The organism is Paenibacillus sp. J22P59 (genome assembly GCF_059383895.1).
In genome coordinates, this window is record NZ_JBXENX010000002.1 from 319,631 (window position 1) to 335,922 (window position 16,292).

Sequence of the window (16,292 nt, forward strand, 5' to 3'; positions counted from 1 at the left end):
AAAAAGGTTTTGAAGCAATGGTTTCAAATAGCTTCGGGACGTTTAAGCATAGAGTACATAAACCGTTATAACGGGCTGGAGGGACGTACGATGATGAACAATGATTGTATTGCAATGCTGCTAGCTGGAGGAGAAGGACGCCGGCTTGCCCCACTAACAAGCCGATTCGCCAAGCCTGTAGTTCCATTTGGCGATCGGTTCCGCATGATTGATTTTCCGCTTAGCAACTGTATGAATTCCAATATACGCACCGTTGGAGTGCTTACCCAATATTGCTCCGAATCGGTGCAATCGCATATTGGTAACGGAGAAGCATGGCTTCAATCGGGTCGTACAAGGCATTCGGGAGAGATTGCTTCCTTGCCTGCTGATCGGGTAACTAGCGACGGCTGCTACGCAGGAACGGCTGATGCCATTTATCGTAATATCGATTATATAGATTCACATAACCCAGAGCATGTGCTCATTCTCTCAGGAGACCATATTTATCAAATGGATTATCGCCCGATGCTGGAGTTTCATAAAAAGAATGGTGCCGCTGCGACAATCGCAGTCAAAAAGGTGCCTTGGAGAGAAGCGAGCCGCTTCGGCATCATGAATACGAACGAGCAGCTGCAAATCGTAGAATTCGAGGAAAAACCAGCGAATCCGCAAAGCAATCTCGCTTCTATGGGGATTTATTTATTCCGCTGGGCGGACTTGAAGCGGAGCTTAATAGAGGATGCTAGTAATCCGCAATCCAGCCATGACTTCGGCAAAGATATTATTCCGGCCGTGCTTGCAGCTGGCGAGAAACTGGTTGCTTATCCTTATGAAGGGTACTGGCGGGACGTTGGCACCGTCGACAGCCTATGGGAGGCTCATATGGAATTGGTCGAAGGAGAGCTTGTGCTTGGCAGCGTCAACTGGCCGATCCGAACCAATAAGCTGCGTATGCTGGACAAGCCTTACATTGGTGCCAATGCTGTAATTAGTGAATCTGTTACCCACCCCGAATGCAGAGTCGAGGGAAGCATCATTCGCTCCGTCGTTTGCTCCGGTGTAACGGTCGGCAAAGGCAGCGAGCTGCTGGAGAGCGTCGTTATGGCCGGTGCCCAAATCGGTAAAAATGTAACGATTCACAAAGCCATCATTGGCGAAGGAGCCGTCGTTCCTGACGGTGCGGTAATCGGCAGCCTTCATTCCGAAGAGGTAACAGTAATTGAACCAGGCAAGGCATGGGTCACATTTCCCGACCACAGAAGGGTCTTGGAGCCTTTTGCCAAGCTTATCCATACGGGCCGCCGCGACAGCGGGCGTAAAGTGGCAGCACGCTAAGTAGCTGCTATTGGCCTAATACATGAAGAGCTGACTTCTGAATAGATCAGGAGCCAGCTCTTTTTCACATCCATTAGTTATCTGCTTCTTTTTAACACACAAATGACCTCCTTGGCGGAGGCTTGATTATGACTCATATCGAAGCAAGAAACCAACTCCCAGCCTTGCTGCCCTAATTCATTAAGTTCTTTATCAAATTCATACAAATTCAGCTTGCCATTTGAAAAAAAACCATTCGTTAAAAACTTCAATGTCTTATATTCCCATTGCACCATGAACTTGCTCCCCCATCTAATGGTTATTTAAACAAACTAACAGCTTCTTCGCTTCAAGAGGCAGTCCCATCGCCTCGAGCTCATCATACAATAACAATTGTGAGGCTGTATCGGACACTGCCTGCGCTTGATAGTCACGTATAAAAGCTAGCTTAGCCTCTGGCTCACCCTCAGCTAAGAACGCTTTAATCTGCCCAAGCAGATCATAAGGAATTTCCTTGTCTGCCCAAGGATGTGATGATCTGCTTGGGAATACGCTATGGCTTCTGAGAGGCATGATCCCTATGCCGTCACTCGTCGAAAGCACAACATTCTTTTGCCTCTCGCTGCGAATTTGCTGTATATATTCAAAAGGGTCTGGAATAGCCTCCAACCCTAATTCATCTCGTGCTAATTGAGCAGCCTGCTCCTTCTGAGCGTCCCACTTCTGGCGATCAAAATATTCCGTACCTTGCTCGGCCTCTTCACGGCGAACCGCCGCCATATATTGCTCTCTAGTGGAGAATTCATTCAACAATAGAAGCTCATTGCCAAATAACTGAAGTGCCATAAAGTCTCGAATATTACGAGCAACCAAACGAACACAATGATCAAAGTCCATTGGGGACACACAAATAACGGATGCCTCCTCCAAAGGAATCGTACTGAAGTCTGTAAGCAGAGAATAATGAATGCCATCCATTCCCGTTCCTGCAAACATAATCGAATCAATCGGGGAGCAGAAATACCCGCCATTGCCATCCGCATGAATACCGAGAAACAAGCGAGTTGGCGTCTCCAGATAATCTAGCTGAGAAGCAACCCTTTTCTCCCAGTCCATAACGCTCTTTAAAAATGGAGGCACCGTAATCGTTCCCATAAACATTCAATCTTCCCCTTTATCAGTTATGCTACTAATATTTACTGCTACTGATTGTCATTATAGTAAAATACGACAAAAGAACCAACGTCCCTGCACGTCAACATGCAGCAGCACAAATAACGGGATTCAATCGGGCCGCTAGCTCCGATTGAATCCCGTTACTCTACCAAGGCAACAGCCTCTATCGAATATTTCTCGTACGGTATAATAGATAAATGAAAAATGGTGCGCCGATCGCCGATGTGAATACTCCAACTGGAATATCCAGCGGCAGAAAAGCAGTCCGAGCCACGAGATCAGCCAGCACGACGATGATCCCTCCAAGCAAGCCGGCAGCGGGCAGGGAAGCACCCGCCAGCGGTCCGGTCAGGCGGCGCGCCATATGCGGAGCTATTAGACCAACGAAGCCGATCACGCCGCCCATTGAGACGGCAGACCCAGCCAGCGCTACGCTGAGCAGGATAAGCAGCAGCCTTCCACGTTGCACGCGATTGCCAACCGCCGTTCCAAGATCATCGCCCAGCATTTGTACGTCAATCTGCCGACGATACAGCACTGTAATTGCCATAAATACAAATGTCCACGGCAGCAGCGTCACGACATGTCGCCAAGACGTGCCGTACACTGTGCCCGTCAACCAAATATAAGCATCCGTTGCCGCATACATCGGACTCATGACGATCATCATCGTCGTTAGTGCCGACATAAGTGAGGCGATGCCGATTCCCACCAGAATAAGACGGGTGGCAGAGACGCCTTTTTTCCAAGCCAGCACATAAATAAGCAAGGATACGAGCAGAGCCCCTGCCATTGCAGCCACAGGCAGCCATTGCACACTGACCGTCTTAGGGACAAAAGTAACGAACGCCACAGCAGCAACCGACGCTCCCCCCGTTATTCCAATAATGTCGGGAGCAGCAAGCGGATTACGGATAACACCTTGGAGGATAGCTCCAGCAACCGCCAGAGATGCGCCAACCAGAAACCCAATAATCATCCGTGGAAGCCTCAAGGTCTGGACAACGAGCACATCTCCCGGATCACCCTTCCCAAATAGAGCACCACCGATTGCAGACAAGCCTACACTCCGGTCCCCAAGACTAATGCTCAAGGCAGCAGCGGCGATAGCCGCCAGGAATAACAGCAGCCATACCTTTTTGGTTCTTCTCTTCATGCGCCCGCCCTCCCCTTACGCGCAATATAAATGAAGAAGGGCGTACCAATAATCGCCGTCATAACCCCTACTGGAACTTCCTCCGGAATGATGATGAACCGTGCCGCTACATCTGCAAGCAGGAGAAGTACAGCTCCAAGAATCGCACAATAAGGAATCAGCCATACGAAGCTCATTCCCGCAAAGAAACGAGCCACATGCGGAATGACAATGCCAATAAAGCCAATAGGCCCGGCTATCGCAACGGATCCCCCGGCTAGTATTACGATAAGGAGCCCAATAATCAGCTTAACCACCATCGTACGCTGCCCTAAGCCTTTTGCCGTCTCATCGCCCATTGCGAGCAGGTCGAGCTGCCGGGACATCAGCCAGGCCAGTACCCAACTGACAGCGAGAAAAGGAAAAACAACCTCCAGCGTTTCCATCGGCCGGCCAGCTACTGAACCAACCAACCAGTATAGAACATCATTTAGTCCATTCTCATTGAGGACGAGAAGCCCTTGTGTCATTGACATGAACAAGGCTGACATCGCTGTACCTGCCATAATAATTTTGAGAGGGGACAGCCCTTCCCTTCCCAATGAGCCAAGCAAATAGACGGTAGCAGCACCAATCGCAGCTCCCGCGAAGGATATCCACATCAGCTTGGAAGGATCCACAATTGAAAAAATAGTAACAGCAGAGACTACCGCCAGCGCAGCCCCTGAATTAATTCCTAACGTAGACGGTGCGGCAAGCGGATTGCGAGTTAGTCCCTGCATCATGGCCCCAGCGATTGCCAGACTTGCCCCAATGGCTGCTGCCATCCATGCCCGTGGAACCCGTGTAGTCTGAATAATAACCTGCTCCATAGAGCCTTCATCATAATGAGTAAAGGAATCCATTACTGCGTTCAATCCTACCGGCGTCGCGCCAAGAGCGATGCTTGCTAACAGAGCTCCGAGCAGAATGACTAAGCCAAGCAGCAGCCCAGCGCTTTTATAGATTCGCACGCCAATACGGTTATTCATCGTTCTTCCTCCAATTAGCTATTCCTAGAGCAACAGGCAGAAGCGGCTTACATCGTCCGTAGACGAGTAAGCCGCTTGGGCCAGAGACATTCTATTCTAGATCAAAGTAGAAATAAAGATCGTCCAGCAGCATTTTGGCTGCCAATGGTCCTGCCGAGAAGTTCCAGGATACGGCATTAACTTTGTAATACTTTTTATTCTTAACAGCCTTCAAGTTCTTCCAAAGCGGACTTTCGGTCCATTCCTTCTGTACCTTGTACACGCCGCCGTCTCCATTCCAATCCTTCGTGAAGTCGAAGATATAATCCGCGTCATAGATCGGAATTTGCTCCTTCGTCGTGATTGTCACGATCTCTTTGCCTGTATCAATCTGTGCTTTCGGGAATTTGAAGCCAAGATCCTTCAGAATGTTCGTAGCAAATCCGCTCATATAAGCACGGGAGCTTCCATCCGGGTTAAAGCGGATAACCGATACCGTTGTATTCGATGTGCGGGAGCCCATCTTTTTCTTGAAATCAGCAACTTGTGAATTCCATTCTCCGAGGAATTTGTTAGCTACTTCCTCTTTGTTCAGAATCGCAGCAGCAGTCTTGAGGTTGTCCTTCCAGTCAACGAAATCTTCCGTTTGAATCGTAGGAGCGATTTTGCTCAGTTGAGCATTAATTTTCTCATGGCGAACTTTAGTCGCAATGATGAGGTCCGGCTTCAAGCTAACGATCGCTTCAAGGTTCGGCTGCGTCTCATCACCCAGTACTTTAACATTGCTCATATTTGCTCTAATAAAATTATAGAATGGCTGCTCCACATAGGACTCCACTGCACCAACCGGCTTAACGCCGAGCAATACAGATACATCCACCATGCCGTTGAACAAAATAACGATGCGTTCAGGAACCTTGTTCAATGTTGTTTTGCCCATTGCATGCGTGAACGTCTTCTTCGTTGCAAGCGATGCTGTCGAGCTTGCTGCATTCCAGCTTACCCATACGCCAAGTGATTCGCCGACGAAGCGCAAAGGCACAAGCGTGTTGCCGCTGCGGACAACAGGAGCAGTATCGAGCGTAATAGACTTGCCATTGATCGTCGCTTTCTTGCTGCCAATGGTCAGCTCAACCTTTTTGCTGCCCTTAGTAATCGTTGCTTTCTTTGTTTTTTCGTTCCACGCAACTTTAGCTCCAAGCTGCTCGGCAAGCGTGCGGTATGGCACCATTGTACGTCCATTAATTTGTTGCGGGCTTACTCCGAACGAGACCTTTTTACCGTCAATTGTGACCGAGATCGCTTCTTTTGCCAATACGGTAACTGGCATTACCGTCAATAGAAGCGCAAAGCATACGAATAAGCTAATCCATCTTTTTTGAACCGATTGCATGAATACATCCCCATTTCTACTATTCTTATGGTATTATCCTTATTGCCCTTGCAACCCTTGCGATAAATCTCTGAATCCTTGATAGAGCTTGTAGTCCAGATCAATAAGAAGCTGTTTATCTACCGATCCAGATGTTGTTCCTTCGATTAGCGCTGCAAGATCCTCGCTGAGCGTCTGATGCTGCTGCTCATTAGCCGCCTTCACTTCATCCCTAATCGCTTTCCATATGCTCGCCATCTGCCCTGCAGAATCTATTGCTGCTTCCAAATCATCTGCTTCGAGGGCCTGCTTGTACGATTTGATCAGATCGGTCATCGCCGATACTCCCTCTTGCGTACTTGCAACCTCAATATCAGCAGCTCCTGTGAATGGATCTCCAGTTGTCTGTGATTCCGATTCCTTCTTGTTATGTTCAACTCCATTGCCTTCGGCAGCCTTGTTAGAGGCACAGCCTAGCAGAATGGATAAAAGGAGCATGACACTAAGGGCAGCCAAACTTCTAGTTACTCTTGCTATGGATAAACCCTCCATTCTTGTTGATAATCATTTTCATTTACATTGTACCGATCGTTGATTTTAATAGCTATACACGCCATTGCCCGATTTATATGGACAAAATTGCCCTAAAACTATTGCTTTTTATAGCAAGAAAACCTATAATCTGTTATTGATAATGATTATCAGTATGGGAGTGGATTTTCATGAATAAGAGAGTTGAATATGCCGCATATATCCCTACCTCTATTAAGAGACATATAATCACCGCGGACACTTCGCTCCGTACACTTCGATTAAAAAGCCATGGCATAGGATATGTATTATCTGGCGAGGCAAGCCTGATAATTGATGAGAAAGGAAAGCCGAACGCAATCCTTCCTGGAACAGCTTTTGTATTGCAGCCTGATAGAGCTGTTCAGCTTCAGATCACAGGCGCAGCGCCTCTGCACTTGTACTGGGTTCAATATGATAGGATCACTTCTGCCTCCAGCCTGCCTCCTATTGCATCACCTGCATTCGACAGAGAACCGAGCTTCATTGCGTTGTCCGCCCGAGCGCCCTTCGAGCAGCTGCTGCTGCAGTTGCAATCCGTGCAGCTGCAGCAGCGCAGCTCGCTTCGCCGGCAGATCTTGCTATGCGAGCTCCTGCTTCTCCTGCAAGACAACTGGGAAGCAGCGCAGCACAAAACAGCAGGCGAAGCTATTCAACGTACGATCGACTACATGCGCCAGCACTTTACGAAAGCTCTCCCGCTTGGAGATTTGCCTCAGCTCGCAGGCATGACCCCAAGCTCCTACTCTCGCGCATTCAAGAGAATGACCGGAGCAACACCCGGCAGCTTCCTGACTAAGCTCCGTATAGATCGAGCCAAGGAGCTGATTGCCGAGAAAAACCTGCCCCTCCGGGAAATCGCGCAAAGCATCGGCATTCAAGATGAGCTGTATTTCAGCCGTGTATTCAAAAAAACAGAAGGCGTCTCACCGACTATTTATATGAAACGAAGCGATCAGCGGATTGCTGTCGTAAGCCGTTTTTTTCTGCAGGATCATCTTCTAGCTCTAGGTTTGCAGCCGGTAGCTGCTACAGGCTTCCCTTCTTATTACGCTGCAAAATCCGGCTATCCAGCCTATCTTGACCAACGGCTGCAAGGAACCAAGCCGCTGAATGCCGAACAAGCTATCCCGGCTAGAGAGCTTCAAAGCAGCAGCCCCGACCTCATATTGGAGACAAAGTTCTGGACAAGCCCCAACAGCGATCGAATCATACATCCAGAAGCCAATCGTATTATCCTTGACGATTATGCGGATTGGGATGCCTTCCAGCTAGAGATTGGAGTGCGTCTCAACAAGGAAAAGGAATCCGAACGCATCATTAAACATATCGGTTCCATAGAGAGAACCGCACGCAAAAGATTAGCAGCTATTGCTCAATCAGGAAGCTGGGCGATTGTTCGTTTCCTCCCTGGCGACTGCCGGATATATGGAACCTCGGGCAATGCGCTCAATGAGCTTTTTTATAAAAAGCTTGGTTTTCGGTCTCCCGATTATCTCGACCATACTTACTATGCAGGACAAGCCTATGATCGACTAATCGAACTGGACCCAGATAATCTCTTCATTATTTGGAGTGAGCGTGAAGAAGTGGCAAAAGCAGCGGCTAATCCTCGATGGAGGGAGTTAAAAGCTGTCCAGAACAAACGCGTCTATTATCCAGACAGCAAGGAGTGGGACCCTTGGGGGCCAATCGGAAGAGAAAAAATGATTCGAGAGCTAAGCGGTTATTTGATCAACTGAGATGAAGAGGTCTGACAATAACTTAAAATGAACCAAGGATCAGCCGGAGATCACCTGAGATCATCTGAGATCAATTAAGATCAATTAAGATCAATTAAGATCACTTAAGATCGTCTAGATCATCTAGATCATCTAGATCTTCTAGATATTCTAGATCATCTAAGAGGGTTCCGGCATCTCCATAGCTGATAATACAACGTTTGAAGAGCGAAACTATTTCGTTGATTAGTGACCGCTCTTTCCTTATTCGACTGCTCGGATTGGCTGAGAAGTGAAATAGTGAAGCTAGCTTCATTAGTGAAAAACTCCATTTCTCCAAACATGAGCTTCGTTACTCTATGTCTGGATTATGCTCAAAAAGCATTCTTTTAAGCGTTAATTACCTCACTAAATAGCGAAAATGCTTCATACGTGGACTCTTGCAAACGTAGGCTCCTGCCCTTCAATATCTACTTAAGTACTCACTCGTATAACGCAGCATTAGTGCGGTCGAGCGACTTTTCCAGCCATGAGCTTCGTTACTCTATGCCTGGATTATGCTCAAAAAGCATTCTTTTAAGCGTTAATTAGCTCACTAAATAGCGAAAATGCTTCATACGTGGACTCTTGCAAACGTAGGCTCCTGCCCTTCAATATCTACTTAAGTACTCACGCATATAACGCAGCATTAGTGCGTTCGAGCGACTTTTCCAGCCATGAGCTTGATTACGTTAAACCCTGATTATGCTCAAAAAGCACTCTATTAAGCGTTAATAACCTCACTAATAGCGAAAATGCTTCATGTGTGAACTCTGGCGAACGCAAGCTCCTGCCTTTCATGCTGGAAATATGTAAGCAATTCTCTCGGTATCACATCATGACAGCAATGGACCAATCAACAACATAGGCAGTCCAACAGCTTAAGCTCGATTCCAGCATTTAAAAAAACACCCCCGAAGACAGCTTGCTTCCAGCAGTCTTCGGGGGTGCTTCCATTCCTTACAGCTTATTAGCCGCAGCTTTGACATCCTCCAGCATATGCTTGCGTTCCTCATCATCAAGCTGTGGAACGCTGCCGAAGAACAGATGGCCTGCCGCTTCTATTCCACAAAATTCAAAAATGCCTGTGTCTGACGTTTTTTCTAACGCCTCGGTCATGCCAATCTGATCATAATAGTCTTTCGGCGTGCCTTGTGTATTCAATATGAAGCCTCGTTTGCCTGTGAGCAGCTTGCTGATCGTACCATCCTCAGCATAAGCATAGGCGAAGCCATACGAGAATACCCGATCAATATATCCCTTCACGATTGCAGGCAAGCCTGTCCACCAGATGGGATAAATAAGCGTAATTACGTCGGCCCAGCGAATGTGCTCTTGCTCTGCCTTAATGTCTTCGGGGATGCTGCCTGACCGGAATGCCTCAAAGTCGGTGCCTTTTAATACCGGGTCAAAGTTCAGCTCATACAAGTCGCGAATAACGATTTCGTGACCTTGCTCACGTAATGTGGCCGTCCAAGTATCCAATATGGCATGATTAAAGCTTCGTTCATTGGGATGGGAATAGATGACCAAATGCTTCAAAATCACAGCGCCTCCTTCATCGAAATGGTTCGATTACGAATAACAGACGCTTCTATTCTTTCCTTCCTTTTTTCGCTTTATGTGCTTATGCTTTTTTGCTTATCGTTTATTCCTTTTTCCTTACCCTTATTGTTTATTATTTGTGCGTTTCCCTTATCCCTATCCTTTATCCCTTATACCGCGGACCGGTTCATGCCTCTCAAGTAGCTCATGCAAGCAACCAGGAAGTAGATCGTCTGCATCACGACGAATATGCCAATGACTACGAATGAATATTTCCATACTGAAGACATCATTAATTGATCCAGCGCCTTCATTGCGAACAATGCATGTACCGTACCAACTATACAAGGTATATAAAAAATGATGCCGATCTGCGTCGTAATCATCTTGCGTATTTCTTGTCTGGTCATCCCTACGCGCTTCAATGCCCGAATCTGCGCCTGATCCTCTTGCAGCTCCGTGAATAGCTTGAAGTAAATAAGGCTGCCGGAAGCAATAAAGAACAATAGGCTGATGAATAAGCCAACGAACTGCGTAAGAGTGCCGAGCTCCCTCATCTGTGCGAAGTTTTCCGCTCGATACATACTGATCTGGCTCTGCAGCTCCTCTGGCACCTGCTTCTGGATCTTGGCTACTGCAGAAGCCGCATTTTCCCAATTGTTCAGCTCATAGCCGTAGGCGACCAGTTGCTCCTCAGGCGGTACAGCTGCAAGTAGCTTCGCATGGGCGAAATCATCCATCACGATCGTAGCAATATTCAGGTTCGTCGAGTTCATGACAAAATCTTTTTTTATTCCAGCTGCCTTAAAGGAAATTGGCTTCCCATTCACTTCCCCTTCAATGGTCTGCTCCGGACCGAACCAATGGGTTTGCAGCATCACTGTATCCTGCTCAAGCTCAATTTGGGGTACTCCCTGCTCCTTGGCGAGACGGTTGTAATCCGTAAGAGACATCGTCATCGCGCTTACTTCATTATATTTGATCACTTGGCCAGAGCTGCTTTTCATCTCTAGATTCGTGACTTTCGCCCCGGCATATTTCCGTTCCTTGGCGATCTTGAAGCCATCTTGCTCAAGCGACTGCTTCATTGCAGCCGGATCAACAATTTTATGCGATCCCAGTCCCTCTTCAATGTAAGCAATAGTGAAAGGCGCACTTTCAAGCAATATTTGCTTCGAGCTTAGCTGCATCAAATAAAAGGTTCCAGAGGCAGTTAAGATAACCGCGCTTAAGATCGACACCATGAACAAGATCCGAGCATTGTCCTTCAGCTTATAGCCTAGTTGAGACAATACGAGCATGTTCGTCCGATTGTAGTAGAGCGAATGTCTCTTCTGCAAGAAGCGAATAAGCAGAACGCTAAGCTGCGTAAATAAGAAATAAGTGCCGATAACGACTGTTATCAGAATTGGCAGCGCCAACAATACGAAGTTGCCCCCGTTCATCATCAGAGCCATCGTATAGGCAAGCGTGAGGCAGACCACAGAGAGCAGCACCAGCCATTTTGAGAACAACAATTCTCCCTTCGGCTGGCGACCCGCCTTCAGCAGATCCACAATCTCTGTACGGCCAATACGCATCGAAGTTAAGATAGCAATGATTACAAACAAAGCGAAGAAACCAATACCCGTCAGGCCTATTGCCTCTATAGGGGCAGCGAAGGGAATCGGGTCTGCTACCTTCAGCATAACGGCCATCGCCATGAAGAACAGCTTGCTGAACAGCATTCCAAGACCAATTCCTGTTCCGATCGACAAGAGAGCGATCGCCACGCTTTCGTATACGACAAGCTTCTTCAACTGGGAACGCGTCATCCCAAATAAGGAGAATAAGCCGAATTCCTGCTTCCTGGTCTTGAGAAAGGCTGAGTTAGAATAAAGCACGAACAAGAATGAGAAAATAGCAATAATGTACAAGCAGAACTGCATACCCGAGCGCACCTTGGAGGCGGCCATTATATGTCCATTAATAACGTCAGGATGATAAATAAATGCCGCATAAATATAGAAGATAATAACCGAGAAGACGCTGCTCAGAAAAAACGCGCTGTAGGATCGCCAGTTGCCTTTGATATTGCTAAGCGCGAGTGAACGAAACGTCATCGAAATTACCTCCCAACACGCTCAGTGCATCCAAAATTTGTTGAAAGAACGCTTGCCTGTTAGAACCCCGGCGAATTTCTGAGAAGAACTTCCCATCCTTGATGAACACGATACGCTGGCAATAGCTCGCCGAGAACGGATCATGCGTCACCATAAGGACAGTCGCCTTCAATCTTTCATTCATATCCTTAAGCGCATCCATGACATCCTTCGCCGCTTTGGAATCGAGATTGCCTGTCAGCTCATCCGCAAGCACTAGTGAAGGCTGATGAATAATCGCTCTTGCGATTGCAGCGCGCTGCTTCTGCCCACCCGATACCTCATAGGTCCGTTTGCCAAGAATCTGCTTAATTTGAAGCAGCTCTGCGATTGGCTGGAGCTTCTCTTCAATTATTCTAGGTGCCACTCCCTCTAGTACCAGAGGCAGAATAATATTTTCTTTGATGCCCATCGTATCGAGCAGATTGAAATCCTGAAAGACGAATCCAAGCTCTCTGCGTCTGAATAGTGCCAGCTTTTTATCGCTTAGCCTGCCGGGCTGAATGCCGTTAATCTCAATTTCGCCCGATGTTGGACGGTCAATGGTGGACAGCAGGTTAAGAAGGGTTGTTTTGCCGCTGCCCGAAGGCCCCATCACCCCTACGAATTCTCCCGCTTCTATGTTCAGATCAATATCTTGAAGTGCCTTATAAGATACATTTCCTTTGGAGCTATATATTTTCCCTAAGCCCTGTGTGCGCAATATGCTCATATTAGTTGCTGCTCCTCCTCAAAACTCTCTATTGTTTGCTTACAAACCTAGTATAGCCTTGGGAAGAGGGTGATACCCATCGTTTTCCCTTTCAATATGGAGCATTAACCTTACACTTTTGTCACTTAGACCACTACTTTATCAGATGAATGCCCTCCGGGTGAAAAGACAGCGTTACAACCGTTCCCTTGCCAGCCTGCGACGATATAGACAAGGAATGGCCAAGACGACTGCATACCTGCTTCGCCAGATATAGCCCCATCCCCGTCGACTCTTCTACGGCACGCCCGTTCTCTCCTGTGAAAAAAGGATCGAAAATACGCGGCAAATCCTGCGCTTCAATTCCGATCCCTTCATCCTCCACATGCAGCCTGACCACACCGCCCGTCTCATGTACAATAGTAAGCAGCAGCTTCTTGCTGCCGGGCTTGCGCTTCGAGTATTTGATGCTATTGCTGACTAGCTGGTTCAATACGAAGGTGAGCCATTTCTCATCGCTCTCGACAAAAGCCTCTCCTTCTACTCGGGGAAAAATGGCATGTCTAATACATAGACGCTTATGCGCATTAATAACACTGCGGATGCGATCATGCAGCGAGATCGAACGCAGATGAAGATCAAGCTCGAATTTATCGAGCCGCGCGGTGTAGAGCATCATCTCCAGCCCGCTCGCAATTCGCTCCGTCTCCTCCTGCACACTAAGCAGAAGCTCCTTCTGCTGTTCATCCAATTGCTGCTGGAGACGTGCTTCCTGGGTGATCAAGTCGATAACGGATACAGGCGTTTTCATATGATGGACCCATTGCATAACGAAGTGGTTATGCTGCTCCTGCTGCCTGCGATATTTGCTCAGCTCGGTCATATAGGCACCATGCTGCAGCTCCAGCAAGCGCTGTACATTCCTCTGCTCGACCGTAACACCCGACTTCATGATACTGGAGGATTTCAGCTCCATTCCTCGCTCAATTGCTTCATTCATCTGCCTGTAATAATCCCTCTGGCGAATGAAATCAATGAATAGCCCTAAGAGCAGCACGAATAACGATAATTCAATAAAGTAATACACAATGCCCGTATCTACTTGCTCGGAATATCGAAGCTTATCTAATAGAAACATCAGCGAGGCTATTCCGATGCAAATAAAATAGAGGAAAATATATACCTTCCTATCCCATAAAAATGCTCTAATCATCAGGTATCCTCCTGCATAGCACTAGACAATAGCTTATACCCCTGCCCGCGCACGGTCTCTATCGCTTTCGTAATATCGAGCTCTTCCAGCTTCTTGCGAAGCCTTGTAACATTCACAGTCAGCGTATTATCATCGACGAATTGAACATCATCCCATAATGCCTCAAGCAGCTGTTCCCGCGTAATAATGTGATCAGGCTGATTCATCAAGCACTCGGCAAGCAGCCGCTCATTCTTGGTGAGCTCCACCTTGCGGCCCTGCCATTCCAGCTCATTACGGCTACTATGCAAGCGCAGCCCACTAACAGCAAGCTCCCCATTATTCCCTCCAGAAGCGGACACCGCATATTCTCCATATACACGGCGCAAAGCTCCCTTCACCTTGGCCATAAGCAGATCGAGATGAATAGGCTTGGACACATAATCATCCCCTCCATTCTCAATAGCCATCACCTGATCCATTGCCCCTGCACGAGCAGATATAAAGATAATCGGAACATTCGAGCGCGTACGAATCTGCCTGCACCAGTAATAGCCGTCGAAGTAAGGCAAATTGATATCGAGCAGCACGAGCTGCGGATCATAAGCCTCCAATTCTGGCAGCAGCTCTTTGAAGCTAATGGCACGCCTCGCCTCGAACCCGTATTTTTCCATAGTCGTCTTCAGTATTCCGCTTATTTTCTCATCATCTTCAACGATAAATATCCGGTACATGCTCTCGCCACTCCCTCTATACAAAAAAATGCCCCCGTTATTCCGGAGACAATGCCAATCATCCAATTCCTAATGAAATGATAGCAGATTATAGGCTGCACGATCAAACCCCCTTCACAAAATCATTACATATTCTAAATACTGGGATAATAATCAATTGCTACACTCTCCTTAAACATATTGCAGATACAACTTTAGGAGGGATTCCACCTACATATTGCACGTCCAGACGAAAGGCAGCTCCAACAAACGCTATACCCCATTCGATAATGAGAAAGGTGACAAGAATCCCATGCAAATGAAAAAAACAATTGTTGTTTCCATGCTTGCCGCAGCTCTGGGCGCCACCGCGGTTGCACCACTAACTGCTCTTGCTGCTCCTCACTCGCAACAAGCCCCCGCTATTAGCACGACAACGTTCATTGTTAACGGCAACGCTGTAGACATCCGCGTTATCCATAGCTCCGGAACCGCACTTGCCTCGATCCGTGATCTTGCGCAAGCGATTGGCGCCAAACTCCAGCTCTCCGGCAGCACAATCACTGCACAGCTGAATCACCGTTACTTTCAATTACAGCCAGCTGCGATTGTTAAGGTGAACGGCTCAGGCTTCACTGATCCTGCAGCCTTCGTCCAGGCGCTTGGCGCCACTTATTCTGGCTCCGCTTCAAGCCCTGTGATCACGACGATCCAGCTCTTATCGGATATTGATCATGCGGTATGGCTTAATGATACTTCCTTAATCGTCTCCAAAACGACAGAAGACGGTCGAGAAGATTATATTGTAGACGCGGTCAGCGGCTCCAGCGAGCTTTTGCTTGCTTCTGCCAATACCTCTGAGCTTATCCTGTCGCCTGATAGGACGAAAGCAGCTTATGCCGATGAGAAAGGTGCAGTCTATCTCCTTGATCTGGCAACTAAGCAGGCAAGTCAAGCAACTGCGGACGAATCTATCAAAAACGAGCTGCAATGGGCAGCTGACGGCCAATCTCTCTTCTTCCTTCAAGGGGACAAAAGCTCTGTGATCGCTAAGATTAACTTGGCAGATGGAACAGTGTCCAAAGTGCTTGAGGACAAGATCGACTACAAGGCTAATCTGAATAGCTCAGCAGATGGCACGAAGTTTGCTTATACCGTATTCAAGCAACCTAAAGTAACAGCTGACAGTGCCAAGGACGTCAACGAGGACGATGTGTCTATTGATGCAACGGGTACAGAGCCTCAGTTGTACTTCTACAACTCTGCTGCTGGAAACAACAAATCCATTCAGTTGACCAATGACAAGAACGACAAGGTGTTCCTCCAGCTGTCAGCAGATGGGGCGAAAACTTATTATGTAAGCCTGAGCGCAGACGAAGCCAGCGTTGGCTCCCTCACTGCCATCGATAATACGAGCAAGACTAGCGCAGCTGTGTTCGCTGAGCAGGATGTCTATCAGCTCACACAAGGAGGCAGCAAGCTGTATCTATTGACTGCCAATGCCGCAGGCGGCAATGCGATTTATGAAATTGATGCGGCATCCGGCACATCCAAGCTTCTACATGCGGTATCAGACGGTGTATCCGAGGTTATCGTATCGAGCGGAGGTCAAATCGCTGCGATCAGCAACGGTCAGCTCGCTATTGCTGCTAACGGCAAATTCATTACAATTACACGCTAAAAAAATAGTC

14 protein-coding genes are annotated in these 16,292 nt (G+C 47.6%); 3 read left to right on the forward strand and 11 right to left on the reverse strand.

Translation table 11 applies throughout. The features are described from left to right. Positions 1–90: 90 nt before the first annotated feature. Positions 91–1,317 (forward strand): glucose-1-phosphate adenylyltransferase, encoded by a 1,227-nt coding sequence (locus AC50YO_RS04690; protein WP_494843800.1) that lies wholly within the window; start codon positions 91–93, stop codon positions 1,315–1,317. Positions 1,318–1,394: 77 nt separating this feature from the next. Here the strand turns inward: AC50YO_RS04690 and AC50YO_RS04695 are convergent, their stop codons facing one another. The 6 genes from AC50YO_RS04695 to AC50YO_RS04720 form a co-directional block, all read right to left on the reverse strand. Beyond that, a complete protein-coding gene (locus tag AC50YO_RS04695; RefSeq protein ID WP_494843802.1) occupies positions 1,395–1,592 on the reverse strand; it encodes a DUF4177 domain-containing protein in 198 nt (65 codons plus the stop codon). A gap of 16 nt (positions 1,593–1,608) precedes the next feature. Further along, positions 1,609–2,457, reverse strand: coding sequence for a hypothetical protein (locus AC50YO_RS04700; RefSeq protein ID WP_494843804.1), 849 nt, complete (start codon positions 2,455–2,457; stop codon positions 1,609–1,611). A gap of 178 nt (positions 2,458–2,635) precedes the next feature. After that, positions 2,636–3,628, reverse strand: a complete 993-nt coding sequence (locus tag AC50YO_RS04705) for a FecCD family ABC transporter permease (RefSeq protein ID WP_494843806.1) — start codon at positions 3,626–3,628, stop codon at positions 2,636–2,638. Continuing rightward, positions 3,625–4,638, reverse strand: a complete 1,014-nt coding sequence (locus AC50YO_RS04710; RefSeq protein ID WP_494843808.1) for a FecCD family ABC transporter permease — start codon at positions 4,636–4,638, stop codon at positions 3,625–3,627. Before AC50YO_RS04710 ends, AC50YO_RS04705 begins: the two co-directional genes overlap by 4 nt. A 91-nt stretch (positions 4,639–4,729) precedes the next feature. Continuing rightward, positions 4,730–6,010 (reverse strand): stalk domain-containing protein, encoded by a 1,281-nt coding sequence (locus AC50YO_RS04715; RefSeq protein ID WP_494843809.1) that lies wholly within the window; start codon positions 6,008–6,010, stop codon positions 4,730–4,732. Between the two features lie 39 nt (positions 6,011–6,049). After that, positions 6,050–6,505 (reverse strand): hypothetical protein, encoded by a 456-nt coding sequence (locus AC50YO_RS04720; RefSeq protein WP_494843811.1) that lies wholly within the window; start codon positions 6,503–6,505, stop codon positions 6,050–6,052. 206 nt (positions 6,506–6,711) lie between these two features. Here AC50YO_RS04720 and AC50YO_RS04725 point away from each other — a divergent pair, with 206 nt between their 5' ends. Beyond that, the gene (locus AC50YO_RS04725; RefSeq protein WP_494843813.1) at positions 6,712–8,301 is read left to right on the forward strand and encodes a helix-turn-helix domain-containing protein; all 1,590 of its coding nucleotides are present in this window, start codon (positions 6,712–6,714) and stop codon (positions 8,299–8,301) included. Positions 8,302–9,279: 978 nt separating this feature from the next. Here the strand turns inward: AC50YO_RS04725 and AC50YO_RS04730 are convergent. The 5 genes from AC50YO_RS04730 to AC50YO_RS04750 form a co-directional block, all read right to left on the reverse strand. Further along, positions 9,280–9,861, reverse strand: coding sequence for an NAD(P)H-dependent oxidoreductase (locus tag AC50YO_RS04730; RefSeq protein WP_494843815.1), 582 nt, complete (start codon positions 9,859–9,861; stop codon positions 9,280–9,282). A gap of 173 nt (positions 9,862–10,034) precedes the next feature. After that, positions 10,035–11,966 (reverse strand): ABC transporter permease, encoded by a 1,932-nt coding sequence (locus AC50YO_RS04735; RefSeq protein WP_494843818.1) that lies wholly within the window; start codon positions 11,964–11,966, stop codon positions 10,035–10,037. Then, complete coding sequence (locus AC50YO_RS04740; protein ID WP_494843820.1) at positions 11,941–12,717, reverse strand: ABC transporter ATP-binding protein; 777 nt, start codon at positions 12,715–12,717, stop codon at positions 11,941–11,943. Before AC50YO_RS04740 ends, AC50YO_RS04735 begins: the two co-directional genes overlap by 26 nt. Positions 12,718–12,850: 133 nt before the next feature. After that, positions 12,851–13,909 carry a sensor histidine kinase gene (locus tag AC50YO_RS04745; protein WP_494843822.1) on the reverse strand — a complete coding sequence of 353 codons (1,059 nt, stop codon included), beginning with the start codon at positions 13,907–13,909 and terminating at the stop codon, positions 12,851–12,853. After that, complete coding sequence (locus AC50YO_RS04750) at positions 13,909–14,622, reverse strand: response regulator transcription factor (RefSeq protein ID WP_494843824.1); 714 nt, start codon at positions 14,620–14,622, stop codon at positions 13,909–13,911. The genes AC50YO_RS04745 and AC50YO_RS04750 overlap by 1 nt, the downstream gene beginning before the upstream one ends. A gap of 217 nt (positions 14,623–14,839) precedes the next feature. Here AC50YO_RS04750 and AC50YO_RS04755 point away from each other — a divergent pair, with 217 nt between their 5' ends. Further along, positions 14,840–16,282: a hypothetical protein gene (locus AC50YO_RS04755; protein WP_494843826.1), complete on the forward strand. Its 1,443-nt coding sequence runs from the start codon at positions 14,840–14,842 to the stop codon at positions 16,280–16,282. The last annotated feature ends 10 nt before the right edge of the window (positions 16,283–16,292 follow it).

Coding starts and splice junctions, on each gene's coding strand:
- AC50YO_RS04695 (WP_494843802.1), bottom strand. CDS start 1,592: ATGGTGCAATGGGAATATAAGACATTGAAGTTTTTAACGAATGGTTTT.
- AC50YO_RS04690 (WP_494843800.1), top strand. CDS start 91: ATGATGAACAATGATTGTATTGCAATGCTGCTAGCTGGAGGAGAAGGA.
- AC50YO_RS04710 (WP_494843808.1), bottom strand. CDS start 4,638: ATGAATAACCGTATTGGCGTGCGAATCTATAAAAGCGCTGGGCTGCTG.
- AC50YO_RS04715 (WP_494843809.1), bottom strand. CDS start 6,010: ATGCAATCGGTTCAAAAAAGATGGATTAGCTTATTCGTATGCTTTGCG.
- AC50YO_RS04700 (WP_494843804.1), bottom strand. CDS start 2,457: ATGTTTATGGGAACGATTACGGTGCCTCCATTTTTAAAGAGCGTTATG.
- AC50YO_RS04740 (WP_494843820.1), bottom strand. CDS start 12,717: ATGAGCATATTGCGCACACAGGGCTTAGGGAAAATATATAGCTCCAAA.
- AC50YO_RS04725 (WP_494843813.1), top strand. CDS start 6,712: ATGAATAAGAGAGTTGAATATGCCGCATATATCCCTACCTCTATTAAG.
- AC50YO_RS04735 (WP_494843818.1), bottom strand. CDS start 11,966: ATGACGTTTCGTTCACTCGCGCTTAGCAATATCAAAGGCAACTGGCGA.
- AC50YO_RS04745 (WP_494843822.1), bottom strand. CDS start 13,909: ATGATTAGAGCATTTTTATGGGATAGGAAGGTATATATTTTCCTCTAT.
- AC50YO_RS04705 (WP_494843806.1), bottom strand. CDS start 3,628: ATGAAGAGAAGAACCAAAAAGGTATGGCTGCTGTTATTCCTGGCGGCT.
- AC50YO_RS04750 (WP_494843824.1), bottom strand. CDS start 14,622: ATGTACCGGATATTTATCGTTGAAGATGATGAGAAAATAAGCGGAATA.